24 protein-coding genes are annotated in these 25,051 nt (G+C 56.7%); 3 read left to right on the forward strand and 21 right to left on the reverse strand.

Annotated features, from left to right (window positions below; genetic code table 11):
* Positions 1-18: 18 nt before the first annotated feature.
* The 11 genes from IEX96_RS04465 to ccmA all read right to left on the reverse strand — a co-directional run bounded on the left by IEX96_RS04465 (position 19) and on the right by ccmA (position 8,451).
* Positions 19-735: a response regulator transcription factor gene (locus tag IEX96_RS04465; RefSeq protein WP_150004429.1), complete on the reverse strand. Its 717-nt coding sequence runs from the start codon at positions 733-735 to the stop codon at positions 19-21.
* Positions 736-897: 162 nt separating this feature from the next.
* The gene (locus tag IEX96_RS04470; RefSeq protein WP_150004430.1) at positions 898-1,179 is read right to left on the reverse strand and encodes a hypothetical protein; all 282 of its coding nucleotides are present in this window, start codon (positions 1,177-1,179) and stop codon (positions 898-900) included.
* 103 nt (positions 1,180-1,282) lie between these two features.
* On the reverse strand, positions 1,283-2,428 hold the full coding sequence (ccmI, locus tag IEX96_RS04475) for a c-type cytochrome biogenesis protein CcmI (protein WP_150004431.1): 1,146 nt from the start codon (positions 2,426-2,428) through the stop codon (positions 1,283-1,285).
* Positions 2,425-2,940 (reverse strand): cytochrome c-type biogenesis protein, encoded by a 516-nt coding sequence (locus tag IEX96_RS04480; protein ID WP_229773527.1) that lies wholly within the window; start codon positions 2,938-2,940, stop codon positions 2,425-2,427. The genes ccmI and IEX96_RS04480 overlap by 4 nt, the downstream gene beginning before the upstream one ends.
* Positions 2,937-3,464 carry a DsbE family thiol:disulfide interchange protein gene (locus tag IEX96_RS04485; RefSeq protein WP_150004432.1) on the reverse strand — a complete coding sequence of 176 codons (528 nt, stop codon included), beginning with the start codon at positions 3,462-3,464 and terminating at the stop codon, positions 2,937-2,939. Before IEX96_RS04485 ends, IEX96_RS04480 begins: the two co-directional genes overlap by 4 nt.
* Before the next feature lie 16 nt (positions 3,465-3,480).
* Positions 3,481-5,475, reverse strand: coding sequence for a heme lyase CcmF/NrfE family subunit (locus IEX96_RS04490; RefSeq protein ID WP_150004433.1), 1,995 nt, complete (start codon positions 5,473-5,475; stop codon positions 3,481-3,483).
* Positions 5,472-5,957 (reverse strand): cytochrome c maturation protein CcmE, encoded by a 486-nt coding sequence (gene ccmE / locus IEX96_RS04495; protein ID WP_150004434.1) that lies wholly within the window; start codon positions 5,955-5,957, stop codon positions 5,472-5,474. The genes IEX96_RS04490 and ccmE overlap by 4 nt, the downstream gene beginning before the upstream one ends.
* A complete protein-coding gene (ccmD, locus tag IEX96_RS04500) occupies positions 5,954-6,157 on the reverse strand; it encodes a heme exporter protein CcmD (RefSeq protein ID WP_150004435.1) in 204 nt (67 codons plus the stop codon). Before ccmD ends, ccmE begins: the two co-directional genes overlap by 4 nt.
* The gene (locus IEX96_RS04505; RefSeq protein ID WP_150004436.1) at positions 6,154-6,903 is read right to left on the reverse strand and encodes a heme ABC transporter permease; all 750 of its coding nucleotides are present in this window, start codon (positions 6,901-6,903) and stop codon (positions 6,154-6,156) included. Before IEX96_RS04505 ends, ccmD begins: the two co-directional genes overlap by 4 nt.
* A 165-nt stretch (positions 6,904-7,068) precedes the next feature.
* Entirely contained in the window at positions 7,069-7,737 is a 669-nt protein-coding gene (gene ccmB, locus IEX96_RS04510) for a heme exporter protein CcmB (RefSeq protein ID WP_150004437.1), read from the reverse strand.
* A gap of 6 nt (positions 7,738-7,743) precedes the next feature.
* Positions 7,744-8,451, reverse strand: coding sequence for a heme ABC exporter ATP-binding protein CcmA (ccmA, locus tag IEX96_RS04515; protein ID WP_229773528.1), 708 nt, complete (start codon positions 8,449-8,451; stop codon positions 7,744-7,746).
* 644 nt (positions 8,452-9,095) lie between these two features.
* Between ccmA and acnA the strand changes: the two genes are divergently transcribed.
* Both acnA and IEX96_RS04525 read left to right on the forward strand, forming a co-directional pair.
* Entirely contained in the window at positions 9,096-11,789 is a 2,694-nt protein-coding gene (gene acnA / locus IEX96_RS04520; RefSeq protein ID WP_188873524.1) for an aconitate hydratase AcnA, read from the forward strand.
* Between the two features lie 131 nt (positions 11,790-11,920).
* Positions 11,921-13,060: a DUF481 domain-containing protein gene (locus tag IEX96_RS04525; RefSeq protein WP_150004438.1), complete on the forward strand. Its 1,140-nt coding sequence runs from the start codon at positions 11,921-11,923 to the stop codon at positions 13,058-13,060.
* A 43-nt stretch (positions 13,061-13,103) separates the two neighbouring features.
* On the opposite strand, the gene IEX96_RS04530 is transcribed toward IEX96_RS04525, so the two are convergent.
* From IEX96_RS04530 to rpmH, 10 genes are all read right to left on the reverse strand, one after another.
* Positions 13,104-16,232 (reverse strand): efflux RND transporter permease subunit, encoded by a 3,129-nt coding sequence (locus IEX96_RS04530; RefSeq protein WP_188873525.1) that lies wholly within the window; start codon positions 16,230-16,232, stop codon positions 13,104-13,106.
* Positions 16,233-16,258: 26 nt separating this feature from the next.
* Positions 16,259-17,458 (reverse strand): efflux RND transporter periplasmic adaptor subunit, encoded by a 1,200-nt coding sequence (locus IEX96_RS04535; protein ID WP_229773529.1) that lies wholly within the window; start codon positions 17,456-17,458, stop codon positions 16,259-16,261.
* A gap of 112 nt (positions 17,459-17,570) precedes the next feature.
* Positions 17,571-18,305: a ZIP family metal transporter gene (locus IEX96_RS04540; RefSeq protein WP_150004439.1), complete on the reverse strand. Its 735-nt coding sequence runs from the start codon at positions 18,303-18,305 to the stop codon at positions 17,571-17,573.
* Positions 18,306-18,507: 202 nt separating this feature from the next.
* On the reverse strand, positions 18,508-19,236 hold the full coding sequence (locus tag IEX96_RS04545) for a DUF1223 domain-containing protein (protein WP_150004440.1): 729 nt from the start codon (positions 19,234-19,236) through the stop codon (positions 18,508-18,510).
* A gap of 66 nt (positions 19,237-19,302) precedes the next feature.
* Entirely contained in the window at positions 19,303-20,229 is a 927-nt protein-coding gene (argB, locus tag IEX96_RS04550; RefSeq protein ID WP_188873526.1) for an acetylglutamate kinase, read from the reverse strand.
* 119 nt (positions 20,230-20,348) lie between these two features.
* Entirely contained in the window at positions 20,349-21,029 is a 681-nt protein-coding gene (yihA, locus tag IEX96_RS04555; protein WP_188873527.1) for a ribosome biogenesis GTP-binding protein YihA/YsxC, read from the reverse strand.
* Positions 21,026-22,759, reverse strand: coding sequence for a membrane protein insertase YidC (gene yidC / locus IEX96_RS04560; protein WP_150004441.1), 1,734 nt, complete (start codon positions 22,757-22,759; stop codon positions 21,026-21,028). The genes yihA and yidC overlap by 4 nt, the downstream gene beginning before the upstream one ends.
* A complete protein-coding gene (gene yidD / locus IEX96_RS04565) occupies positions 22,756-23,049 on the reverse strand; it encodes a membrane protein insertion efficiency factor YidD (RefSeq protein ID WP_150004442.1) in 294 nt (97 codons plus the stop codon). The genes yidC and yidD overlap by 4 nt, the downstream gene beginning before the upstream one ends.
* On the reverse strand, positions 23,046-23,588 hold the full coding sequence (rnpA, locus tag IEX96_RS04570) for a ribonuclease P protein component (RefSeq protein WP_308424556.1): 543 nt from the start codon (positions 23,586-23,588) through the stop codon (positions 23,046-23,048). The genes yidD and rnpA overlap by 4 nt, the downstream gene beginning before the upstream one ends.
* A 105-nt stretch (positions 23,589-23,693) precedes the next feature.
* Positions 23,694-23,828 carry a 50S ribosomal protein L34 gene (gene rpmH, locus IEX96_RS04575; RefSeq protein WP_150000139.1) on the reverse strand — a complete coding sequence of 45 codons (135 nt, stop codon included), beginning with the start codon at positions 23,826-23,828 and terminating at the stop codon, positions 23,694-23,696.
* Between the two features lie 390 nt (positions 23,829-24,218).
* Here rpmH and IEX96_RS04580 point away from each other — a divergent pair, with 390 nt between their 5' ends.
* On the forward strand, positions 24,219-24,992 hold the full coding sequence (locus IEX96_RS04580) for a TVP38/TMEM64 family protein (RefSeq protein ID WP_150004443.1): 774 nt from the start codon (positions 24,219-24,221) through the stop codon (positions 24,990-24,992).
* Positions 24,993-25,051 lie beyond the last annotated feature (59 nt).

Below are 25,051 nucleotides of genomic sequence, written 5' to 3' on the forward strand. Positions count from 1 at the left end.
TGGCTGTCGGCGCTGATATCAGGCTTCGCGGTAACGATATCCAACGCCATAAAGTGTCTCGATCGCTTTGAATTCATCATCGACCATACGGAATTTTTTGCGCAGCCTTTTGATATGGCTGTCGATGGTGCGATCATCCACATAGACATCATCCGTATAGGCGGCGTCCATCAGTTGATCACGGCTTTTCACATGGCCGGGGCGCTGTGCCAAAGTTTCCAGAATCATGAATTCGGTCACGGTCAATGTGACATCCCGACCATCCCATGTCACCGAATGGCGCAAAGGATCGAGCACCAGCTTGCCCCGTACCATGGTCTTGTCTTCTTCACCCGGTGCGGGCGGGGCGCCATGGGTGCGCGTTTTCATCGCTTCGGCGCGGCGCAGAACGGCGCGGATGCGTTCGATCAACAAGCGTTGCGAAAAGGGTTTGCCCACATAGTCATCGGCCCCCATTTTCAGGCCCAGCAATTCATCGATCTCGTCGTCTTTCGAGGTCAGGAAGATCACCGGCATATCGGTCACTTCCCGCAAGCGCCGCAGCAATTCCATGCCATCCATACGCGGCATTTTGATATCGAGAACCGCAAGATCGGCAGGCTTTTCGCTGAGCGCAGACAGAGCCTTATCGCCATCGGGATAGGTGCGCACCATAAAGCCTTCCGCTTCCAGTGCCACAGAGACCGAGGTGAGAATATTGCGATCATCATCGACCAGCGCGATTGTCGAGGTCATGGCAGGCTCCTGTTTAGGCCGCGTGTATTTTGTGTTGTGATCCAATGGGATCATCGTCTTAAGCGCGCTAACAGCGTATTGCGACAAAAGCGTGGCGTCCAGCACGCAATGGGCACAAGACTGGGCGTTGAAAAGCGATTGAAAAGAGAAAAGACGGTCTGGTTATACGCGAATATCGATGATTTGCCCCAATCTTTGAAAGGCCGGTCCTTCTGAAGGACGTCCCACCGCTTCCCGCCCGAATTGCGCCAAGGTTTGCGACAGATCTTGCCGGGCCTGATCAATTTCCAAATCTGTCGAGGCATTGTCTGCCCGCCCCGTTTCCGATGTCGGTTCCTCCGGATTGCGGCGGGTAAAATTGTCTGTCCGCGCCGGTTGCGGGTCCGGGCGGGCGGCTTTGGTTAACGGGGCCAAAAGCGCAGACAAAGGGGTAGGGCTTGCCACGATAGTCTCCTGTTATCCAACGCTTTGGCGGTGATCGAAGTCCATGCATATTGGCCTTCTCAGACCTGCAAAGGCACGGCTCTCCGGTCAGCGCTTGGCGCTGTTATCTCGACAGAGTATTCAGGTGACGGTCGATTTCTTCGAGGCGATCCGGCGGTGCAACGCTGCGCGCCCGGTCCAGCGCGTTCCTCGCGCTCTCCTCATCTCCCAGAACCATATACGCTTTGGCCAGTTGAAGCCAACCCTCAAAATCATCGGGCCGGGCTTCCAATTTGGCGGCAAGCCGGTCCACCATGCCGGTGATCATGGCAGTGCGCTCGTCTTCAGACATTTGGGATGCTGCATCAATACTGGCGGCATCAAGGGCGGGAAGCCCGCTTTGTTCGCCCTGTCTTGCAAGGGACTGGCGCTGTTCAAGCGCCGCTTCCAGCCGGGCTACACGGGCGCTTAAATCGGCCCGCCAAGGGGCGTCGTCGGGGCTGTTTGCCAAAAGATCGCTCCAGCGCGTGAGGGCTTCACGGGGGCGATCATTTTGCAACAATCCCAAGCCCACATAATAATGGGCGGTGGCATTCTGGGGATCGCGGTTCAGCGCCCGCGCAAAGGCCAGATCGGCGGCGGGCGTGATGCGGCCTTCGGCAACCGAAATCAACGCTTCGCCAAGCCGGGCCTGAAGCTCGGCATCATCGGGGGCAAGCCGGACAGCCTGCCTATAGGCGCGGACAGCGCGTTGTGGCTGATCGGCGCGAAAGGCTGTGCGCCCCAACAAGACCCACCCGTCCAGACGGTCAGGCTGATCTTTCAAACGCGCTTCCAATTGATCGAGCAGAGCAGCGATATCGGGTCCGCCATCGGCGGTGGCGGACTGGGCGATGGCGGTTGCCGATGGAGCCGGGGCGCTTTTGGTGCCCGGCGCACCCAGATGCCGGTATAGCGGATAAGACAGGGCCAAAAGAATGGCCACCCCCATCAAAATGGCAAAGGGATGGGAAGCACTTTGCCGGGTGCTCTCGCTATATTTTGGGCTGTCCAGCGCCAAGATCCGCCGTTCAATCTCGATCCGGGCTGCGCGGGCTTCTTCGGCACCGATCAAGGCGCGGTTCTGATCTGCTTCCAGTTCTGATAATTGCTGGCGATAAATGGCCAGATCACCGGCTTTCCGGTCTCCTGATCGTGGAGTACGGAACAGGGCAAAGGCGGTAAGAGCCAAGGCGAAGGCCGCCATGCCGAGGAAAATAATCAGGGTCAAGGCTGGCCTCCTTCTTGATCCAGCAGGGCAGCCAGTCGGGTCTTTTCTTCCTCGCTCAAGGGACGAGGCTCTATGGATGTTTTGCGGCGGACACCTTTTGCCCTGATCCATAAGCCGGTCAATGTGGCCAATAACAGGAATGGTGGGAACACCCATAGGGCTAGGGTGCGCAGATTGAACGGCGGCTTGAGCAAGACCCAGTCCCCATAACGCGCCACCAGAAAGGCTTCCACCTGATCGCGGTCTTTGCCCAAAGCCACCTGTTGGCGCACCAGCACGCGCAAATCGCGGGCCAGATCCGCATTGGAATCTTCAATGGACTGGTTCTGGCAGACAAGGCAGCGGATGCCCGCCATGATTTCCCGGGCCCGGGCTTCTTTTTGCGGATCGGCAAGGGGGGCATCGTCCACCGCCACCGCTTGGGCGGTAAACGGCAGGACAAAAAGCAGCACGGCCATCAGGCGCACACTTTGGGCAAAGCCGAAGCGCATATTGTGCCAGCCGCGGATCATTGTGCGCTTGCCTTTTCGATCACGGCGCGCAGCTCTGCGCGGTTTTGCGGTAAAACCGGCCCGATCTGTTTGTATAAAATGCGGCCATCTCCGGAAATCACATAGCTTTCCGGCACCCCGTAAACGCCAAAATCAATGCCTACACGGCCATCCCGGTCTGCACCGATCTGTTTATAGGGATTGCCCAATTCTCCCAAAAACGCGAGGGCGTCTTCCGGGTCGTCTTTATAATTCAGGCCAAAGATCGTCAGACCTTCGCGGGCCAGATCCATCAAAAAGGGATGCTCGATGCGGCATGGCGCGCACCATGAGGCAAAGACATTCACCAGCACCACATCGCCCGATGCCAGATCGGTATTGGAAAGGCCCGTGCCTTTGTCCCACAAGGGCGGCAGATCAAAGGAAGGCACCGGCTGGTCGATCAAGGCAGAGGGAATGTCGCGCGGCTTCAGGCTCAGGCCCACAGCGAGTGCGGCTGCAAGGGCGGCAAAGACGATCAGCGGCACCCAAACAATGGGACGCATGGGCGGCACTCCTTTCCTATTCAGCGGGGTCCATAAGCGGTTTTTGGGGAAGGCTTTTGGCCTTGCGCTTTGGGGCTCCCACCCGCAAGCGCCGGTCGCTCAAAGAAAAGGCCCCGCCCAGTACCATCAGGCACACACCCAGCCAGATCCACGAAATCAACGGTTTGAAATAAAGCCGCGCCGACCATCGGCCATCCCCGTCGGGATCACCCACCACCGCATAAAGATCGCCCCCGATCAGCGGATAAATGGCCGCTTCGGTGGTTTCCATGGGCGGAGAAGAGAAGCTGCGCTGCTCTGGATAGAGATCGGTAAGAAATGCGCCATTCTTTTGCACGGAAAACTGGCCGCGAACGGCGGTGTAATTGGGGCCGGCCACCGGCTCTACGCCTTGAAAGGTCATGTCATAGGCGCCAACGGCTACCGTATCGCCGGGGGCCAGAAGAACCAGTTTTTCAACCGTCCAGCTTTCCGATGCGGTGATCCCGAATACCAAGAAACCAAGGCCAAGATGGGCCAGCCACATGCCCCAAACGCCGCGCGGCAGGCCGAAAAGGCGGCGCAGGGCCTTTGCGAAGGGTGTCCGGCCTATTTGTGCTTTTTGCGCCATATCCACCGCAATGGCTCCCAAAAGCCATCCCGCCAGACCAAAGCCCGCAAAGGCCATCACCGGCCCCGCGCCCCAGATTATCCAAGCCAGCAAGACCGCAATAAATGCCGTTGTGATGGCTGGCCATAAAAGCTTCGCCGCGCGGCTTAGATTGCCGCGTTTCCATGCAAGTAAAGGCCCAAAGCCAAGGGCAACCAGCAAGAGCGACATCAATGGCACGAAGCTGATTTCAAAAAAGGGCGGGCCTACAGAAACTTTGGCCCCGGTCAGCGTATCGAGAAACAGCGGATAAAGCGTGCCCACAAACACCACCGCCGCGGCAATGGACAACAGCACATTATTGAGCACCAAAGCCCCTTCGCGGCTGATGGGGGCAAAGAGTCCGCCCGGCTCCAAGGCTTGGGCGCGCCATGCATAAAGTGCCAGCGAGCCGCCAATGGAGACGCCCAGCAAGATCAGAATGAACACGCCCCGTTCGGGATCAACGGCAAAGGCATGGACCGAGGTCAAAACGCCGGAGCGCACAAGGAAGGTGCCAAGCAGGCTCATGGAAAAGCTGAGAATGGCCAAAAGAACGGTCCAGCGCTTTAAAGCATCGCGTTTTTCCATCACAATGGCGGAATGTAAAAGCGCCGTTGCCGCAAGCCACGGCATGAAGCTGGCATTTTCCACGGGGTCCCAAAACCACCAGCCACCCCAACCCAGTTCGTAATAGGCCCACCATGATCCCAAGGCAATGCCGGCTGACAGGGCCATCCATGCCAGCAAAACCCAGGGCCGCACCCAACGCGCCCAAACCGGCCCCAAGCGCCCTTCAATGAGTGCCGCCACAGCAAAGGAAAAGGCCACCGACAGGCCCACATAGCCCAAATATAAAAGCGGCGGGTGAAAGGCCAGACCGGGATCTTGTAGCAAAGGATTGAGGCCGCGCCCTTCCAAGGGGGCAGGCAGCAACCGTTCAAACGGATTGGAGGTGAACAGCATGAACAGCAAAAATGCCACGGCGATCATCGCCTGCACCGCGAGCACCCGTGCCCGAAAGCTTGGGGGAAGGGCGCGGCCAAACAGCGCTACAAGGCTGCCAAACAGCGTCAGGATCAGCACCCACAAAACCAGCGAGCCTTCGTGATTGCCCCACACGCCGGAAATTTTATAAAGCACAGGCTTCAGGCTATGGGAATTTTCCGCCACATTCAGTACGGAAAAATCCGATATCAGATAAGCGTGCATCAAGGCGGCGAAGGCGATGGCGACAAACAAGAATTGGCCCAGCATCAAAGGCCCGGAAAGCGCTATCAGGCGGCCATTGGTGCGGGCCGCCCCATAAAGTGGCACAGTGGCGGCAATCACGCCCAAAAGCAGCGCCAAGATTAGTGCAAAATGGCCAATTTCAGGGATCATGGCGTTTTTCCCGAAGGGGTGGCGCCATCGGGATGTCCGCGTTCCTTGATGGCGTCATAGACCTCTTTTGGCATATAGGTTTCATCATGCTTGGCCAACACCCGGTCGGCAATGAACAGCCCGTTTTCATCCAAACGGCCATCGGCAATGATGCCCTGACCTTCGCGGAACAGATCCGGTAAAATGCCCGTATAGTGAACCATCAGGGCGTTTTCACCATCGCTGACGGAAAAACGCACGCTCATCCCGTCGGGCAGCCTTACCAGCGACTCTGTTTCTACCAGCCCCCCCAGACGGAAGGCCCGCCCCGGCTCAGGGGCTTCATCGGCCACATCGCTGGGGAGCCGGAAATATAAAAGCTGCTCGTCCAGTGCGCGAAAAATCAGAAAAGCCGCCAGCGCCAATGTCAGCAAAGCCAGCACCGTCAACCAAAAGCGTCGGCGCTTGCGAGTCCAGGCTTTTTGTCCGCGCAGGGCTGTCATGGCTGTACCTTAGAAGATGTGCCAAGGGTGGCGCCGGGGCGGCGACGCGGTTGGGCGGCCTTTAAGGCATCGGCCCGATGGCTGCGTGTTTTCTGTGTCCGCCAGCTCACAATGCCAAGCCCCAAAAGCACGATCAAAACAAGGCCATAGCAAGCCCAGATATAGGCTCCATAGCCGCCCATGGAGAGAAAATCATTCATGGCTGCTCTTCTTTCGGAGAGGCGGATCGGGGGGCTTCCCCGGCATAGCGCAACGCATTGAGACGGATCGCGGCCAATTCACCCTTTATCCGCCACAAAAACACCGTGAAGAAATAGAACTGGAAGGCGGCCAGCATCACATAAAGCGGTGGCCTCATGCTGGGGTCGATGCTTGGCCCATCGGCGCGAAACAGGCTGGCGGGCTGGTGCAAGGTGGTCCACCAGTCCACGGAAAATTTGATGATAGGGATGTTGATCACCCCCACAAGAGCCAGAATAGCCGCAGCCCGGGCGGCTTTCGAGCGATCCTCGAAGGCTCCCCAAATGGCCATATAGCCAAGATAAAGGAAAAACAGCACCAGCACCGAGGTCAGCCGTGCATCCCACACCCACCATGCGCCCCACATGGGCTTGCCCCATAAAGATCCGGTGACCAGCGCAAGGCCGGTAAAGGCAAGGCCGATGGGGGCCGCTGCTTTGCCGGCCACATCCGCTAAAGGGTGTCGCCATACAAGGGTGGAAAACCCAGCAGCAGCGACAATCATATAGCAAAACAGGGCCATATAGGCGCTGGGCACATGGATATACATGATGCGCACCGTGTCGCCTTGTTGATAATCGGCAGGGGAGGCCACAAGCGCCAGATACAACCCCACGGCCAAAAGCCCCACGGTCAAAGGCAGGGTGAGAGGCAGGATTTTATCTGCCAGCCGGATAAAACGGGCCGGATTCGCAAACCAGTGCATGATCTGTGCTCTACCCTTCCAAATGGCCGCCCGCAACAAAATGCGGCAGGGTGCGGCATGATGGCTCTGTTTTTCCTATCGTGCCAATATAGGCTCTTCTGTGCATGCTGCCAGCGTCATTCCAAAGCCGGATGCAAAGCGTGGTCTTCATTCCAGCGCCAAGTTTCACTCAAGTGCGAGGCGCAAGGCACCGCCGGCTGCCAGCGGGCCCAAAACCGCAAAGATCAGGCTCAGGCTCCCCAGAAAGGACATATTGGCCGATACCGATCCAAGGCCGGAAACAGCCTCTACCGCCCCCACGCCGAAGATCAATGTGGGGATATAAAGCGGCAGCACCAGAAGCGCAATCAAAGCCCCGCCGCGCCGCACCGCCACAGCAAGGGCAGCGGCGGCGGCCCCGATCAGGCTAAGAGCCGGGGTGCCGACTAAAAGGGCAATCAAAACCACGCGCATGCTGGCTCCATCCAAATGCAGCATCAGCCCGAAGAGCGGCGATAAAATCACCAAAGGCAGCAACATGGACAGCCAATGGGCCAGCGCTTTTGCCAGCGCCACCAAAGATAAAGGCAATGGGCCCAATGTTAGCGAGTCCAGCGAGCCATCCTCGAAATCCGCTTGAAACATCCGGTCCAGCGATAGCAGCGCTGCCAAAAGCGCAGCGATCCACAAAACCCCGCCAGCGATGCGCGCCAGTATTTCAGCATCCGGTCCCACACCAAAGGGAAACAGGCTGATGGTGATGGCGTAAAAGGCGATCACCAATCCCGCTGCGCCGCCCTGTGCATAGCCAAGGCGCATATCGCGCAGGATCAACGAGAAGAAAGCAGCCAGCATGACCGGTCAGTCCTCGAAAGCCAAAAGGGGATCATGGGCCATATGCTGTGCCTCTGGTTGGAAATCGCGCAGATCAAGGTTTGCCCCGTCCACGCCAAGGGGGGTGTGGGTGGCGATCACCGCCATGCCGCCGTTTTGCACATGGGTCTGGATCAGGCCCGTCAATCGATGTTGATTGTCGCTATCCAGCGCCACAGTGGGTTCATCCAGCAGCCATAAGGGGCGCGGAGCCACCAATAGCCGCGCCAAAGACACTCGTCTTTGTTGTCCGGCGGATAAGGCCCCGACCGGCAGATGCGCCAGAGCTTCAAGGTCCAGAGCTTCAAGGCTTGCCTCCAGCCGGTCCTCTGCGCCGCCCAGATAACGCGCCCAAAAGCGCAGATTGTCGGTTACGGAAAAGGCCGCTTTCATGCCGGAGCTGTGGCCCACATAATGCACCTGTTCCGATAATCCGGCCCCGGATGGGGGAACGGCCATGCCGCACCAGAAAAGCTGGCCTGCTTCTGGACGCGACAATCCGGCCAAAAGGCGCAACAGGCTGGTTTTGCCGCTGCCATTGGGACCGCGCAAGATCAGGATCCGGCCATGCTCAAGGGAAAAGTCCAGCCCGGCAAATAAGAAGCGCTGCCCGCGTCGGCAGGCCAATGCCTGTGCGTTCAGAGTGGTGCGCGCCTTCGGTGACGACGTGGGGTGTTTGGTTGGATGAAACATCATGGCCGCACCATAAGCGAAGGATCGGCGTGCGCCTATAGTCCTTAGCGCTGAACGGCTGATTTGGCCGAAAGAGGGGGGCGGACCTAGAAGCTGCGCACGGCGATTACGACCAGTCCCGCCACCATGGCGCTATAGGCGATAAACCACAGATAGGCAATCAAACGACCTAAGGGCGTTAATGTGGTACGATGAAACATGAAAACCTCCTATATGGCATATTTTCAAGGTTCTGATGACCAAAGGACGGCCCGCAATATAAAGGGCAGTCAGCCAGTGGATTGTGGCCGGTTTTGGACCATTCCAAATCCATTACATGGCTTTATCTGGTGTTTGGGATGCTCACATTCACTGCACAGTTGATTGTGAGCCATGTGAAACCTTTTGGAGGGGACCAAAGAAGGAGATTTGTTTTGAATCTGTGGTTTTTGGGCGAAATACAGGCTATTTTGCCCCTTGCGCTTCTCTGAAAATGGCAGAAATTGGTGCTAAGAGAACACAATGCGCGTGAGTGCCATGCGATAACCCTTGAGGCGCGCCCGGATTTTTTGCATTAACACAGATAAATTCAGTATCGGCAAATTCAGCCCGTGATGCGCTTTACGCTCTAAAAGGCGCGTTCGTCCTTTCAAATATCAGGAGGCACCATGTCCACCGTTGGTCGCGATACCATGTCTACCCGCGATACGCTCACCGCTAATGGCAAGGAATACACATTCTTTTCCTTGAAGAAGGCGGCGGAAAAAATTGGCGATGTGTCGCGCCTGCCATTTTCCTTGAAGGTGCTTTTGGAAAATATGCTGCGCTGTGAAGACGGCAAAACCGTCACCACCGATGATGTGAAAGCGGTGGCCGACTGGTTGAAAGACCGCCGTTCGGATCGGGAAATCGCCTATCGTCCGGCCCGCGTTTTGATGCAGGATTTCACCGGCGTTCCGGCGGTGGTGGATCTGGCGGCCATGCGCGGCGCCATGAAAGCCTTGGGTGGTGATCCGCAAAAGATCAATCCGCTGGCTCCTGTTGATCTGGTGATCGACCATTCGGTGATGGTGGATGTGTTTGGCACCGATGATGCCTTCAAGCGCAATGTGGATATGGAAATGAAGCGCAATAAGGAACGGTACGAGTTCCTGCGCTGGGGCCAGCAGGCTTTTGATAATTTCCGCGCCGTCCCGCCGGGAACCGGCATTTGCCATCAGGTGAATTTAGAATATTTGGGCAAAACCGTCTGGACCAATGAAATCGACGGCACGCTTTATGCTTATCCCGATACGGTGGTGGGCACCGATAGCCACACCACCATGATCAATGCTCTGGCGGTTCTGGGCTGGGGCGTGGGCGGCATCGAAGCCGAAGCGGCCATGCTGGGCCAGCCCATTTCCATGCTGATCCCCGAAGTGATCGGTTTTAAAATCACTGGCCGTCTGCCCGAAGGGGCCACCGCCACCGATCTGGTGCTGACGGTGACACAAATGCTGCGCAAAAAAGGCGTGGTGGGCAAATTCGTTGAATTTTATGGCGATGGTCTGACCCATATGCCGGTGGCCGATAAAGCCACTATTTCCAATATGGCCCCTGAATATGGCGCCACTTGCGGCTTCTTCCCCATCGACCAAAGTACTTTGGATTATCTGGATTTCACCGGGCGCGGCGATGACACCGTGGCGCTGGTGGAAGCCTATGCCAAGGCGCAGGGGATGTGGCATGATGAACAGTCGCCTGATCCCGAATTTACCGACATGCTGGAACTGGACCTTTCCACGGTGGTTCCCTCCATCGCCGGTCCCAAGCGCCCGCAAGACCGCGTGTTGCTTACCGAAGCCGCACCGGCTTTCGGCAATGAACTGAACGACACCTTCAAAAAGGGTGATGAAGCCGACAAGCGTGTTGCCGTTGAAGGGGAAGATTTCGATATTGGCCACGGCGATGTGGTGATTGCCGCCATTACAAGCTGCACCAATACCTCGAACCCTTCAGTGATGCTGGCCGCAGGGTTGGTGGCGCGCAATGCGCTGGCCAAAGGCTTGAAGGTGAAGCCCTGGGTCAAAACCTCTTTGGCCCCCGGTAGCCAAGTGGTTACCGACTATCTGGAAAAAGCTGGCTTGCAAGATGATCTGGATGCCTTGGGCTTCAATCTTGTGGGCTATGGCTGCACCACCTGTATCGGCAATTCCGGCCCGCTGCCGCCTGCCATTTCCAAGGCTGTCAATGCCGCTGATCTGGTGGCCTGCTCGGTCCTTTCGGGCAACCGCAATTTTGAAGGGCGCGTCAATCCCGATGTGAAGGCGAATTATCTGGCCTCGCCGCCTTTGGTGGTGGCCTATGCCATTGCCGGATCGATGAAAGTGGATCTGATGAACGATCCCTTGGGCACAGATAAAGATGGCCAGCCTGTCTATTTCAAAGACATTTGGCCCAGCACCAAAGAAGTGGAAGAGGTGGTGCGCTCTGCTGTCACCCCGGCCCAGTTCAAGGAACGCTATGCCAATGTGTTCGCCGGCGATGAACAATGGCAGGCCATCAAGGTCACGAAGGGGCTGACCTATGAATGGAACAATGACAGCACCTATGTGCAAAATCCGCCCTATTTCGACGGCATGACAGCCACGCCTGATGCCATCACAGATATCAAGGGCGCACGGATGTTGGCGCTTTTGGGCGATTCGGTCACCACCGATCATATTTCTCCTGCAGGGTCCATCAAGGCTGATAGCCCGGCCGGGAAATATCTGACCGAGCATGGTGTGGACCGGACCGAATTCAATTCATATGGGTCGCGGCGCGGCAATCATGAAGTGATGATGCGCGGCACCTTCGCCAATATTCGCCTGCGCAATCTGATGGCGCCGGGCACTGAAGGCGGTGTGACGGTGCACTATCCATCCGGTGAACAAATGCCCATCTATGATGCGGCCATGGCCTATGTTGAAAATGATACGCCATTGGTTGTTGTGGCGGGCAAGGAATATGGCACCGGCTCCAGCCGCGATTGGGCGGCCAAGGGCACACGCTTGTTGGGTGTGCGTGCGGTGATCGTTGAATCCTTTGAGCGCATCCATCGCTCCAATCTGGTGGGCATGGGCGTGCTGCCTTTGCAGTTCAAGGATGGCCTGACCGCAGAAAAGCTGGGCCTCAAAGGCACCGAGCAGTTTGACATTACCGGCATCGAAGGGGGTATCAAACCGCGTCAGGATGTGGCTTGCACCATCCATTATGCAGATGGCAGCACTAAGGATGTGACCTTGTTGTGCCGCATCGATACGGTGGATGAAGTGGGGTATTTCGAAAATGGCGGCATCTTGCATTATGTGTTGCGCCGTTTGGCCAGCAAGGCCGCCTGACCGGATTTGATTTCCAGATTTTGAAAGGGCGCCTTTCGGGGCGCCCTTTTTTAATGACAGATTGCTCACAGAACCGGCTTCGCCTATGGTGCGCGGAACGTTTTGTTTGACAACTTTCAAGCGGGTTATTCATGTCGCGCGCCTCTCTTTTTGCTCTTCTCTCCACGCTTCCCTTGCTTATTTCCAATCCAGCGGTGGCCGACCGGGTGCATCTTGCCGATGGCAGCCTGATCGAGGGAACGTTGGTGGAAGCGGCAGGGGGGCGCTTGCGCTTTGAAACCACTTTTGCCGGGGTGATCGAGATTGATCTGGAGGCGCTTGCAGGGCTTGAAAGCGATCATATTGTCATTGTGTCTTTGGCAAGTGGCGACCGGCTGGTGGGCCGTTTGGCGTTTGACAAGCAGCAGGGCCAAGGCCTTTCCAGTGCCAGTTTGGGGCGCTTGTCCATCCGGTTCGATGATGTTGCCGCCCTGTGGCTTGAAGGTGCACAAAGTCCGGAAGAGCTTGCTTTGCAAGAGATTGAAGAGGCGCAGGCGCGTCAGATCGCCGAGCTGGAAGAACAGCACAGCCAGGAAGTGGCGCAATTGGAAACGGCGCTTGTTACTCCTGAAAAAGCCTGGAGCGGGCGCACACAGCTTGGTCTATCCGGGGCGCGGGGCAATACGGACCGCGTGGCGTTGAACGGCAAGGCCTCAACCCGGCGCGAAACCGATTTTGACCGTCTCGACCTGTCTCTTGGCTGGCGCTTTGCTCGGGAAAACGGAAAAGAAACGGAAAATGAGGTGATCGGCGAAACCCGGTTGGAACGCGATTTCTCCGAGAGCTGGTTTGCCTTTGGCGGATTGGTGCTGGAACAGGATGAATTCGAGGATCTGGATCTGCGTAGCGTTCTTACCGCCGGGACCGGGGTGTTTTTCATTCAGGAAGAAAAGCAGCAGCTAAAAGCCCGCTTCGGTATCGGTTATCAGGTGGAAGCCTTCCAGAATGCACCCAATGAGGAAGAAGCGATTTTGTCTTTGGGCTATGAATATCGCATCCAGCTCAATGGCCGTTTGTTGTTTACCCATGATCTGATTTATCTGCCCAGCTTCAATGATCCGGTGGATGATTTCCGCGTTGAAAGCAATGCGGCGCTGGATATTCCGGTAACCGAAAGCAAGGCGTGGAGCGTTCGTATCGGGGTGCGCAATCAATATGACAATACGCCGGTATCCGGGAATGAAAAGCTGGATACCTTCTATACGCTGAGTCTTGGCTATAATTTCCAGTAAGGGCAGGCCATCGCGGAGGAAATTCCCCGCGATGGCTTATCGGTTATTCGGCGGGGTTGGTGGCGCCTTTGTGGGCCTGACCCAGCTTGGCCTGCTTGTCGCCGGTCCATAGGCCTTTCATGAAGCGCTTCATATCCTCGCCCAAGCCATAAAGAGCCGGGACCAGGAACAATGTCACGAAGGTGGCCAGCAACACCCCGAAGGCAAGGGCAACCACGGTGGGTTTCAAGAACTGCGCCTGTGTGGAGCGTTCCAGCATCATGGGAACCAGCCCGATAAAGGTGGTGACAGAGGTGAGCAGGATAGGCCGGAAACGGGCCACCCCTGCTTCCACGAGGGCATCAAAGGCCCCCACCCCTTTTTCACGCAGGCGTCCGATATAATCCACCAGCACCAGATTGTCGTTCACCACAACTCCGGCGGCTGCGGCCAGCCCGAAATAAGAGAACAGGGCCATGGGCATGCCTAGCAAAAGATGCCCCAAAACCGCACCCATGAAGCCGAAGGGGATGGCCGTCATCACCAAAAGTGGCAGGAAGTACGACCGGAAAGCCACGGCGATCAGGGCGTACATCACGAACAGGGCGATCCCTTCAAGAGCCAGAATTTCGGCCATGAACTTCGCCTGACCTTCTGCTTGGCCGATTTCGCCGCGGCTGACGCCGGGGAACCGCTTTTCCCATTGCGGATAGAAATTGGTGCGCAGATCTTCATAGATTTGTTCGCGGACTTCGTTGGACAATTCGGCGCTGATGACTGCCGAGCGCTGCCGCTCGCGCCGGTCAATGCGCTTGAGGCCCGGTTTGTAGCTGATATCGGCCACCGTGAACAAAGGCACCTCACGGCCATCATTGGTGCGTAGCCTGAAATCCGAGAGGCTGTCGAGAGAGCGACGGGTGTTTGAGGGATAGCGCACGAACACTTTTACATCATTGCCATCGCGGGGCAGTCTTTGCACCTCTTCGCCATAATAGGCCTGGCGCACCTGACGGGTCACATCGGCCAGCGTAAACCCAAGCTCACGGGCGCCGGGTTTCAGCTCGAACTGCAGCTCTTCCATGGCCGTTTGCAATGAGTCGCGGATATTGAACACCTCATCATAGGTGCCAAGCTGCGCTTTCAGGTCATCCACCGCGGCCCGCAACATATCCAGATCCGGATGATTGATGGCAAGCTCAATCTCTGGCTGGCTTTGGTTGAGCGTATAGCCCACTTCCAGATTTTCCGCGTCGGGGATCTCGCCGATCAATATGCGCAGCCGGTCGGCTGCCTCTTTTGCCGACATGTCGCGCATTTCTGCAGGGGCAAGGCGCACCAATGCAAGCACCGAATCGGCACGGGCGCGGGTGTACCAGTTTTCAACCAGCTGGCTTTCGCCATCCGATGCGGCATTTACCTCGGCTTCCAGTTCTTTTTCTGCCTGCTGAAGCTGCGCCAGAATTTCCAGCGCCCGATCATAAGGTGTGCCCTCGGGCAGGGTCACATTGACCGAGATTTGCTCGGATTCCACCTCTGGCATGAAGCTGAATTTCAGCCAGGACGAACTGGCAATGCCCAATGAAATGATAAAGCCTGCCAGAAAGATGCTGGCTGTCAGGCCGCGCCGCCGCACCGCCGCCGCCAGCCAGCGCCGATAGGTGACCTGGGCAAAGCGGGTGATGGAACTGGCGATACGTTTCTGGAAGGTGCCAAAGCGCCCCAGTTTCTCACGCGGTTTCATATGGCTCAGATGGGCCGGCAGGATGAACAGTGCTTCGATCAGCGAAAAGCTTAAAGCGGCGATGACGATGATCGAGATATGGCGGGTGAACTCCACATCTATCCCGGACAGAAACAGCCAGGGGGCAAACACGATCATCGTTGTGGCCACCGCATAAATCACCGGTTTTGCCACCAATTGCGTGCCCAATATGGCCGCATCCAGACCGCCGCCGGTACTTTCGGCCTCTTCATGGATGTTTTCCCCGACAACGATGGCATCATCCACCACCACGCCGATCACCAACAGGAAAGCGAATAGCGATAGGAAATTCAGCGACACATCATTGCTGGGAAGGAAGATGAAAGCCCCGGCATAGGCGGTGGCGATGCCCACCGTCACCCACAGGGCCACCTTGGGCCGCAGCGAGATGATCAACACCAGAAACACCAGAATCAGGCCATAAAAGGCGGATTTGGAGATGGTTTCCATGCGGTCGTAATAGGCTTTGGATTCATCGGCATAAAGCGTAAGGGAAATGCCCTCGGGCATCCGCTCGCGGGCTTCTTCCAGATAGCCCAGAACCGATTTGGAGGTTTTGACCACATTCATTTCTTCCGCGGTCATCACCTGCACAAGAATGGCATGCTGGCCGTTAAGACTGGCCTGAATGTCCACATCTTCAAAGCCGTCGATCACCAAAGCCACATCACCGACGCGGATGGTGCCGCCACCGGGGACCTGACGGATGATGATATTTTCAAAGTCCGTGCGGCTATCGGCCAGATTGCGTACCCTCAATTGCACATCGCCGGTGCTGGTGCGCACAGATCCTGCAGAGCGGTTGATGGAACTGCCCCGAATGGCCGTAGCCACTTCATCAAAAGTAAGGCCGTAGCGGCGCATGGCCTGCTCCGACAATTCAATGGAGACTTCCTCATTGCGTGCCCCGAACAGCTCGACGATAGACACGCCGGGCAGAAGCGCCATTTCATCGCGGACCTTTTCAGCCGTGCGCTTCAAAAGACGTTCATCCACATCCCCACTAACGCCCACCCTGATCAGCTCGTTCCGGGTGAGAATCTCCCGGACACGCGGCGGTTCTATATCGCTGGGAAGGGTTGAAATGCCGTCGATTCGCAGCTTCACGTCATTGATAAAGCGGTCCATATCGACGCTGCGATCCGCCTCGATATAAACAAGGGCAACGCTTTCAGAAGCAATGGAGCGCACCCGGTCTATATTATCCAGATCCGATAATGATTCCTCGATGCGCAAAATGATTTGTTCTTCCACCTCTTGCGGGGCGGCACCGGGCCAGGCCACGGTCACTTCCACCCAATTGACGCGGAGAGTTGGCCAGACTTCGCGTTCCATATTGAAGAACGACATAGCCCCGGCAAGCATAATGCCGAACATTAGCAAATTGGCAGCAACGGTGTTTTTGGCCCACCAGGCGATCATGCGGTTCATGGCTTTTCCCCTTTATCCCCTGATGTTCAATTCACAGCTTCGGCGACTTTGGGTGCCTCTGCACGGCTTTCCAGCGTTTCCACTGCCATGCCTTCCTGTGCATTGCGCACAGGCGATGTGACAACCTTTTCACCGACCGAAACACCGCTGGCCAATATCACCCGGTCTTCATTAGCCGACACCACGTCCACCGTGCGGATGGTCAGGGTGTTGTCATCGCGGACCACATAAACCTGATCCTTGCCGCGCAAGGCAGCGCGGGGGATGATTAAGGCATTTTGCAGGGTGCGTCCTTCGATCTCGCCGGTGACAAACAATCCCACAGGCAAAGGTGTTCCATTGGAGCCGCCGGCGCCATAAGGATCGCGAACCTGTGCAATGGCATGCAAAAGGCGGGTGTCTTGATCAATGGCCGCATCGGTTCGCACAATGCGCCCTTCCCAGCGATGGGCACGTCCGGCAAGCTGGGATTTAAGGGCGACCTTTGGCGCGGTTTGATAATCGGAGGCCGCATAGGCAACGGGCACATTCAACTCGGTGAATTCTTCGTCGGTCAGCGGCAAGCGCACTTCCACGACTTCGGTGGAGAAAACCCTGCCCAAGCGGGTGCCGACGCTGACATATTGCCCGACACCGGCGCTTTTTTCCCGAACGCGGCCACTGAAGGGAACCGAAATGCGGGTGCGGGCCAGATCCAGCTTGGCTCGATCGAGCTGGGCTTTGGCCGATGCCAGATTGGCGCGGGCCTGCGCCACATGGGGGACTTTCAGGGCGAGGGCTGTGGGCTTGTCGGTAATTTCATCCCAGTCCCATTGTTTGCGGGCCACAGCTGCACGGGCTTCTTCCTGTGCCAGAACCAGTTCGGCATCGGCAACGCGGGCCTCGGCCTGAGTGACGGCGAACTCGTAATCTTCCGATTCGATCTGGATCAGCGTTTCATTGGCTTTGAAGATACCACCGCCTGCAAAGGCCGGGGCCACATGCACGATGCGACCACTCACCTGTGGGATCAGATCAATTTCGGTTTGCGATTCGACCGTCCCTTGCGTTCGGACCAGCAAGGTTGCGGGTTCTTGCCGAACCGTGGTTACCGCCAATGTGACGGGTCGGAGCACCGGGGCTTCGGTTTTTTCCGGCTTGGGCTGTGTCGCTTGTAAAATGATGAACCCGGCAATGCCGAGGCCAAGTACGAAAATTGGCGTCATCACAATGAGAAACTTTCTCATGCGTGGTCTCCTCGCTGTGGCACCCCGATTTTTCTTTAAGATCGGTTGGTGCGGGGAATTCCCCGTTATGGCTGTCCCCCTATGTATCTCTTAGATATATATCGAATGTCAATTAGCTATGATGAAAAAGTTGCATCAGAACCATGATCGACAAGCCTCCGAAAAAGGCGAAGGCGCTGCCCCGGCGGTTGGTGTGTTCCACATGGGGCACCAGATGCGAGGCCCCCACATAAAGGAGCGCGCCGCCGGTGACGGCCAGAATACTGCCCAAGGGCACCCCGGATAATTGCGAGATGAAGGGGAGGCTTATGGCTGTGCCCAAGGGGGTGGTGGCTGCGGCTGCGATAAAGGCGGTGATCATGGCGCGGTGCGGTGAAAATCCCCCGCGTAACAGCAGGACAAAGGCGATGATGCCTTCGGAAAATTCATGCAAAACCAGGCCAAAGACGGCGGTCACACCGGTAAATACATCCACGGAAAAAGCCGCGGAATAGCTTAGGCCATCGCTAAACGAATGAAGGGCAATCCCAAGAATCGGAATCAGCGCCATGGCCCGTTTGTCCATATGGCTGGTGCTGTTTTTGTGCGCGGAAAGAAGCCCCAGACAATACATGAGCACATAGCCCGCAAGAACCAGCAGGGGGGCCATTTGCCCGACCATGGACAAGGCTTTGGGGATGATCTGAAGAATGGCGGCGCCGATCAGAAACCCTGCGGCAAAGGCTGCGAACAGCACGCTGTTTTTATTGCCCCAGGCTTCATAATGGCGAATGACCAAAAGCCCGCCAAGATTGACAAGGGCGGCAAGCATGCTGAAAGCCAGCGCAAAAGAAGAGCTATCCATCATCGGGCACGCCCAAACAGTATGTTATATTATATCATTGATAAAGGCTGTAGCAATCCAGCGCAGAAATTTCCAGTCTCCAATTCCGACCAAGAGATATTCTTCGCTCTGTGCGACTCGCCAAAGAGCGTTTCAGGGCCAGAACTTTCCGGATGACCGCAAGAAAAGCCCATCAGAATTGCAAAACCGGGGGCTTGGGGAGAGGTCAGCTATTGGATGTGGAGAGAGCAATGCGAGCCGCGCCGATGATTGGGCCGTTTTCACTGTCTGCATGGAGCAAAATTGCCAGATGGTCGGCGCCGGATTGGGCGGCATCGGCTACATGCACTTCAAAGGTCTTGCCTTCGCCGGCCCAAAGGCCAAGTTTTTCCGTGTGCCTGACCAGATTATCATAAACCAGTGTCTTGCCACGATTCTCGCCTTCGGGAATGGAGACGGAGGCGTGGGCGCTATAGAACACCGCGGTTACATGCACATTTTCGACACCGGCCAATTGTTGGGGGAGGGCAATGATGCAGGTCTCGTCTTTTTGGCGGATAGACAGATCAAGATCGGCGCGGGGCAGATCACGGGCACGTGCAATATGATGCACCACATCCTTGCGCCGCGACCCTACGGTTTGGAAGCGTCCGTCGATGATCATTTGCGGCGTATAAACACCGGGCTCGCCCATTTGCTCATTATAGGCGCGTTGATAATGCGTAAAATCGGCTTGGGCAAAGCTGTCGGCCCATCCCAGATAATCCCAGTAATTGACCGGCCAACTGAGGGCGAGAATCTCTTTTTCCCCGGCCAGTTCCGAAAGAAACTCATGGGCGGGCGGGCAATTGGGGCAGCTTTGGCTTGAAAACAGTTCAACAACTGTCAGGCGTTCTTCGGCATGAACCGGAAGAGCGAAAAGCAAAAGCGCTGATATAATAACTCGTTTGAACATATCCGTACTATAAGGACGGATATTTGTAACGTTCCAATCACCAACGCGCGATCATGAGAGAAAGTCTCACGGGGTGCGCCTGTCCCTTTTTTCCGGCGCCCGGATCAAGCTGCCAACACCACTTTCGGTGAACACTTCCAGCAAAGGCGCATGGGGGACACGGCCATTCATGATAACGGAGGCCGCCACACCGTTTTCTACAGCCGACAGACAGGTTTCAACTTTGGGAATCATGCCGCCATGGATCACGCCCGTGGCGATCATCTCGCGCGCGGCATCATGGGATACTTCGGCAAGATGGCGTTTGTCGCCATCCAATATGCCCTCCACATCGGTCAGCAGTAAAAACCGCTCGGCGTTCAGGGCTTCGGCCACGGCACCGGCCATGGTGTCGGCATTGATATTGAAGGTTTCGCCATTTTCACCCAAGCCGATGGGCGCGATCACGGGAATGAGCCCGGCAGCAATGAAGCGGGTGAGAACACTGCCATCAACCGTTTCCGGCTCGCCCACAAATCCAAGATCAAGCACGTCTTCGATATGGCTGTCGGGACGGCGTTTGGTGCGGCGCACGGCCCGCGCCTTCACAAAACCGCCATCCTTGCCGGACAGACCCACCGCCATGCCCCCGGCGCGGCTGATGGAGGCGACAAGGCCCTTGTTGATGGAGCCGGACAGCACCATTTCCACCACGCCCACCGTATCGGCATCGGTGACGCGCAAGCCGTCGATAAAATTGCTTTTGATTTTCAGCCGTTCCAGCATGGCTCCGATCTGTGGACCGCCCCCATGCACCACGACGATATTGATGCCCACCTGTTTGAGCAAAACCATGTCTTCTGCAAAGCTGCGCTGGATGGCTTCATCGCCCATGGCATGGCCGCCATATTTGACAACGAAGGTCTTGCCTGCATAGCGGCGCATATAGGGGAGCGCCTCCGAAAGAATGGCGGCTTTCTCGTGGAGCTTTTTCTGAAACTGGGTGTCGTCCATGCGGCGCTCTCGGATAGAAGAAATGAAGGATGTCCAGCCAAGTCTGCCAGCCAGATCCACTGGCCGATCGGGACGGCTGAGCCGACCCTAGAATATTTTTCTGCCAATCGAAACCGGGATCAGGCCTTGGGAGTGGCAAAAGCGGCAAGTTCGGCGCGCAGGCCTTCGATGCCGATGCCTTTTTCCGATGAGGTGGCGTGAACGCGGGGATGACAGGCCACAAAGCGGCGGGCCTCTTGCGTTACCTCTTTATGGATGCGGGCTTGCGCCGGTGTTTTCAGCTTGTCCAATTTGGTCAGGACGATCTGATAGGACACGGCCGCATCATCAAGCATTTTCATGATTTCGCGGTCATTGTCTTTCAGCCCGTGACGCGAATCCACCAGCACCATCACCCTTTGCAAGGGCTGCCGACCGCGCAGATAGTCGCGGATGGTGCCTGTCCATGCCTGAACCTTGGACCGCGATACCTTGGCATAGCCATAGCCGGGCAGATCCACCAGAATGAAGGACGCGGCCTCATCGCCCAACTGGAAGAAATTGAGCTCTTGCGTCCGCCCCGGCGTGTTGGAGGTGCGGGCCAGGGTGTTGCGTCCTGTCAGGGCATTGATCAATGAGGATTTCCCCACATTGGATCGCCCGGCAAAGGCCACTTCCGGCAGCCCCGGCGGGGGCAGATGGTCCATGGTCGGCACCCCGCGTAAAAAGGCACACGGACCGGCGAACAACAATCTGCCCTGCTCGATGGCATCGCTGCTTATATCCGGCAAGGGCGGATGTTCTGGGGATTCCGTACTCATGTGCTTGTTGGGGCCACACCGTGGCGGCGCATGATCATCCATTGCTGGGCCGCCGACAACACGGTGTTCCATGTCCAGTAGATCACCAGACCTGCAGGGAACGAGGCCATGATGAACACAAACACAAACGGCATGGCCATCATCACCTTTTGCTGCATGGGATCACCCGCCGAAGGGTTGAGCCGCATCTGGAAGAACATGGCCACGCCCATCAGCAAGGGCCATATGCCCACCGCCAAAAAGCTGGGCGGGTCCCAAGGGATCAGGCCGAACAGATTGCTCAGCAGCATGGGATCGGCCACCGACAGATCCTGTACCCAGAAAAAGCCGGGCTGATGGCGCATTTCAATGGTGATGAACAGCACTTTATAAAGCGCAAAGAACACCGGAATCTGCGCGACCATAGGAAGACAGCCGGACAGCGGATTGATCTTTTCTTTTTTATACAGCTCCATCATTTCCTGTTGCAGCCGTGGCTTATCGTCCTTGTAGCGCGTTTGCAGCGCCTTCATCTTGGGCTGCACCGCTTTCATTTTGCTCATGGACACATAAGACTTGCTGGCCAGCGGGAAGAACAGGGCCTTGACGATCACGGTCAGCACCAGAATCGAGATGCCGAAATTGCCGAACAGACCGTACAGGAAGTCCAGCAGATAAAAGATCGGTTTGGTCAGGAAGATGAACCAGCCCCAATCAATGGCGCGATCAAACAGCTGGATCTCATAGGCGTCTTCATAGCGCTCAATCACGTCCACTTCTTTGGCGCCGGCGAACAAGCGCACCGTGACGCTTTTGGTGCCCATGGCCGGGATCACCACTTCTTCTTCCAGATAATCCGCCTGATAGCGCACCGTGCCGCCGGTTCCTTGTACGAAGCGGCCTTTGAAGGGCACGGTTTGTTCAGGAATGATGGCGGTCATCCAGTATTTATCGGTCAAGCCCAGCCAGCCGCCCACGCTGTCATAAAGCGAGGGGCCGTCTTCCTTGAGATCTTTATATTCGATCTCGCGCAGGCTGCCGTCCAACACGCCCAAGGGGCCTTCATGGATCACAAAATACTTTGAAATATTGGGCTCGCCGCGGCGGCTGATCAGGCCATAAGGGGCCATGATGGCCGGGCTGTCCGTGGGATTGCGCACCGATTGGATGATGGTGAACATGAAATTCTTGTCCACCGCAATCTGCCGTTCAAACACCAGCCCTTGCGCGTTGGTCCACCGCAAAGTCACCGGATGGTCGGGGGACAGCATGGCGTCGTCCGTTTCCCACTGTGTTGTGGGGCCGGGAACATCAAGACCCAGTTCCGGCCGGGCCGTCCAGCCGAAAGAGGCATAATAGGCATTGGTGCTTTTCGATGGATTGAGCAGCACGATCGGCTCGCCATCCTTGCCCACTTCGGTGGTGTAATCTTTCAGCGTCAGATCATCGATAAAGCCGCCGGTGAGTGCGATAGACCCTTTGAGCCGCGGCGTTTCCAGATAAATCCTGCGGCCTGCCTGCAACGCCTGATCGCGGTCAAGACCCGTTCTTGCAGAGGACGGGGCTGCCAAGGCCGCATCGCCCATGCTTTGGGGCGCGGCGGCATGATCTTCAGGAGAGACTGATGTGGTTGGCTGCGCGGCATCAATCTGGGCGCTTTCCCTTTGCGGCTTGGCATAGAAAAAATCGAAGGCCAAAAGCACCAAAAGGGTCAGCCCCATGGCGGCAAGCAGGTTTTTCTGTTCGTTCATATACTCTTCACCGGCGTTTTGGACCATTTATCCGTCCGGTCAGGCCGGGATGGTTTATCAAAATGGTCATGGTCGGGCACAGGGTCATATCCAAAACCACCAAAGGGGTGGCAGCGGCCAATGCGCCTTATAGCCATCCAGCCCCCTCGCCGTCCACCATGACGACGCACGGCTTCGATGGCATAAGCGGAGCAGGTGGGCTGATAGCGGCATGACGGACCCAAAAGGGGCGACAGCACGAGCTGATAGGCTCGTACAAAGAAAATGAGACAATGACCCAAAAGGCTCATGGGGCTCTCCTGCGGGACACGCGATCCAAGGCCCGCCGTAGATCGGCCTCAAGGGCTTTATAAGGCCGCTTGACCGTTTGCGATCGGGCAATCAGCACATAATCCATCCCGGCCTCCGCTTCCACCGGGAATATGTGTGCGACCAGCGCCCGTAACCGGCGTTTGGCACGGTTGCGGGCAACGGCATTGCCGACCTTTTTGCTGGCGGTGATGCCAAATCCCGTCGCGGGAGCAGCAGGCGATGGCATGTTGCCTGAGGGTTTGCCTATGGTATTGGGTGGGTTTTTCGGGCTGTGACGATGGGCGGCTTGCAAAACCAGACCGGGTTGAGCCGCCTTTATACCGCTTCGTGCGACCCGCAGATAATCACGGCGCTGCTTCAGGCCGATGATCTGTTTTTTTGGGAGCAAGGCCGGATTTTGAGGGGGCGATGGCGCCGTTTTGGCCGAATCGCTGCCAGTTTTTGGCGACATCTGTGGCTCCAACGACAAAACCGACCGCATGGAAGAGCGATCGGTATGGTCATTTTTATCGGTCATGAGCCAGCCACTTCCATAAGATCAGGCCAAGCATTTGGCTGCAAAGCCGGCAGCCCGTATCGTGCACTGATCGGCGCCGGATCGACGCTGAATGCGGCAACCGAATTAGGCAGAAAGGCGCTTACGACCTTTGGAGCGACGGGCGCGCAGCACATTGCGGCCACCGACAGTGGCCATACGAGCGCGAAAACCGTGGCGGCGCTTGCGCACAATCTTGCTTGGCTGATAAGTCCGTTTCACGTTCTTTCTCCGTATATTGCGCAGCGATGGTAACGAGCGTCGCTCACAGCCATCACTGTCGCACAGCCCTTGTGCCATGCGACGAAAATCCAAGGCGCGCTTGATAACCGGGCTTGGCGCTTTGAGTCAACTGAATTTCCTGCCCAATGACCCGTTTTGCCGTATTCACCGGCAATTCACGGAATGTATCCGCGAAATCACAGCCTTGTGTAAATGCTGGCAAGATCTTGCCATGACCCCATCTTCTAGGTCAACAAGGCAGCGAAATATCTGCAATGGCTGTAAATTGGACAGGATTTGCAGATAGATTTTGCGCGGTTAACGGACGGTCAACCGCCTTGTGTAGACTTTTATAGACTTTAATCAATCGTGCGACGTGAAGGAACGAGAATGCCGAACTCACTCAATTCGACACAGGACAACAAGAAAGCCAAGGGCTTTTCGGTCCGTCGGATTTTGCCGATTGTCATTTTGGCCGCCGTGATTGCTGCCGTTTATGCCTCGGGCGTTGGGGATTATGTGTCCTTTGCAGCACTCAGCGAAAATCTTGACATGCTGCAGTCTTTCGTCGCCGAGAATACAGTGGTCGCCTTGCTGGTGTTGGTGCTGTTTTATGCTGTTGGTACGGCGGTGTCGCTTCCGGCAATGGGCATTGTAAGCATTGCATCAGGAGTGATCTTCGGCCTATGGCTGGGTTTTTTCGGTGTGCTGATGGGCGCAACCCTTGGGGCAACGGCGATCTTCCTTATTGTGCGTACATCGCTGGGCGATGCCTTGCGGACAAAGGTGGGGCCTTGGCTCGGCAAGTTTGAAAGCGGCTTCCAAAAAGATGCCTTCAATTATCTTCTGGCCCTGCGTTTGGTGCCGGTATTCCCTTTCTGGGTACTGAATATTGCTCCGGCTTTGCTGGGTGTTCGTCTGAAATCCTATGTGGCGGCAACGGCCTTGGGTATCATTCCGGGGACATTTGTTTTCGTGTGGGTTGGAAAGGGTGCTGCGGAAACCATTCGCCTTGGCAATAAGGTGGATGCGACAGAATTGTTGTTCCAGCCCCATGTGATCGGCCCGCTTGTGGGGCTTGCCCTGCTGTCCTTGATCCCTGTGATCTTGCGCAAGGTCCGGGGTGGACGGTCGGTCGGAACGCCAATCAACGGCGAATCTTGATCCCTTAAACGCAACTCCTCCATTTTCTCTTGCTTTGAATTCCGTTAGCAATATCGGAA

It is taken from the genome of Iodidimonas muriae (assembly GCF_014647255.1).
Classification (GTDB): domain Bacteria; phylum Pseudomonadota; class Alphaproteobacteria; order Sphingomonadales; family Rhodothalassiaceae; genus Iodidimonas; species Iodidimonas muriae.

Bases quoted from the DNA above. Each gene is read 5' to 3' on its own strand.
- IEX96_RS04465 (WP_150004429.1), bottom strand. From the start codon at position 735: ATGACCTCGACAATCGCGCTGGTCGATGATGATCGCAATATTCTCACC.
- IEX96_RS04480 (WP_229773527.1), bottom strand. From the start codon at position 2,940: ATGATCCGCGGCTGGCACAATATGCGCTTCGGCTTTGCCCAAAGTGTG.
- IEX96_RS04485 (WP_150004432.1), bottom strand. From the start codon at position 3,464: ATGCGTCCCATTGTTTGGGTGCCGCTGATCGTCTTTGCCGCCCTTGCA.
- IEX96_RS04490 (WP_150004433.1), bottom strand. From the start codon at position 5,475: ATGATCCCTGAAATTGGCCATTTTGCACTAATCTTGGCGCTGCTTTTG.
- ccmE (WP_150004434.1), bottom strand. From the start codon at position 5,957: ATGACAGCCCTGCGCGGACAAAAAGCCTGGACTCGCAAGCGCCGACGC.
- ccmD (WP_150004435.1), bottom strand. From the start codon at position 6,157: ATGAATGATTTTCTCTCCATGGGCGGCTATGGAGCCTATATCTGGGCT.
- IEX96_RS04505 (WP_150004436.1), bottom strand. From the start codon at position 6,903: ATGCACTGGTTTGCGAATCCGGCCCGTTTTATCCGGCTGGCAGATAAA.
- ccmB (WP_150004437.1), bottom strand. From the start codon at position 7,737: ATGCTGGCTGCTTTCTTCTCGTTGATCCTGCGCGATATGCGCCTTGGC.
- ccmA (WP_229773528.1), bottom strand. From the start codon at position 8,451: ATGATGTTTCATCCAACCAAACACCCCACGTCGTCACCGAAGGCGCGC.
- acnA (WP_188873524.1), top strand. From the start codon at position 9,096: ATGTCCACCGTTGGTCGCGATACCATGTCTACCCGCGATACGCTCACC.
- IEX96_RS04525 (WP_150004438.1), top strand. From the start codon at position 11,921: ATGTCGCGCGCCTCTCTTTTTGCTCTTCTCTCCACGCTTCCCTTGCTT.
- IEX96_RS04530 (WP_188873525.1), bottom strand. From the start codon at position 16,232: ATGAACCGCATGATCGCCTGGTGGGCCAAAAACACCGTTGCTGCCAAT.
- IEX96_RS04535 (WP_229773529.1), bottom strand. From the start codon at position 17,458: ATGAGAAAGTTTCTCATTGTGATGACGCCAATTTTCGTACTTGGCCTC.
- IEX96_RS04540 (WP_150004439.1), bottom strand. From the start codon at position 18,305: ATGATGGATAGCTCTTCTTTTGCGCTGGCTTTCAGCATGCTTGCCGCC.
- IEX96_RS04545 (WP_150004440.1), bottom strand. From the start codon at position 19,236: ATGTTCAAACGAGTTATTATATCAGCGCTTTTGCTTTTCGCTCTTCCG.
- argB (WP_188873526.1), bottom strand. From the start codon at position 20,229: ATGGACGACACCCAGTTTCAGAAAAAGCTCCACGAGAAAGCCGCCATT.
- yihA (WP_188873527.1), bottom strand. From the start codon at position 21,029: ATGAGTACGGAATCCCCAGAACATCCGCCCTTGCCGGATATAAGCAGC.
- yidC (WP_150004441.1), bottom strand. From the start codon at position 22,759: ATGAACGAACAGAAAAACCTGCTTGCCGCCATGGGGCTGACCCTTTTG.
- yidD (WP_150004442.1), bottom strand. From the start codon at position 23,049: ATGAGCCTTTTGGGTCATTGTCTCATTTTCTTTGTACGAGCCTATCAG.
- rnpA (WP_308424556.1), bottom strand. From the start codon at position 23,588: ATGACCGATAAAAATGACCATACCGATCGCTCTTCCATGCGGTCGGTT.
- IEX96_RS04580 (WP_150004443.1), top strand. From the start codon at position 24,219: ATGCCGAACTCACTCAATTCGACACAGGACAACAAGAAAGCCAAGGGC.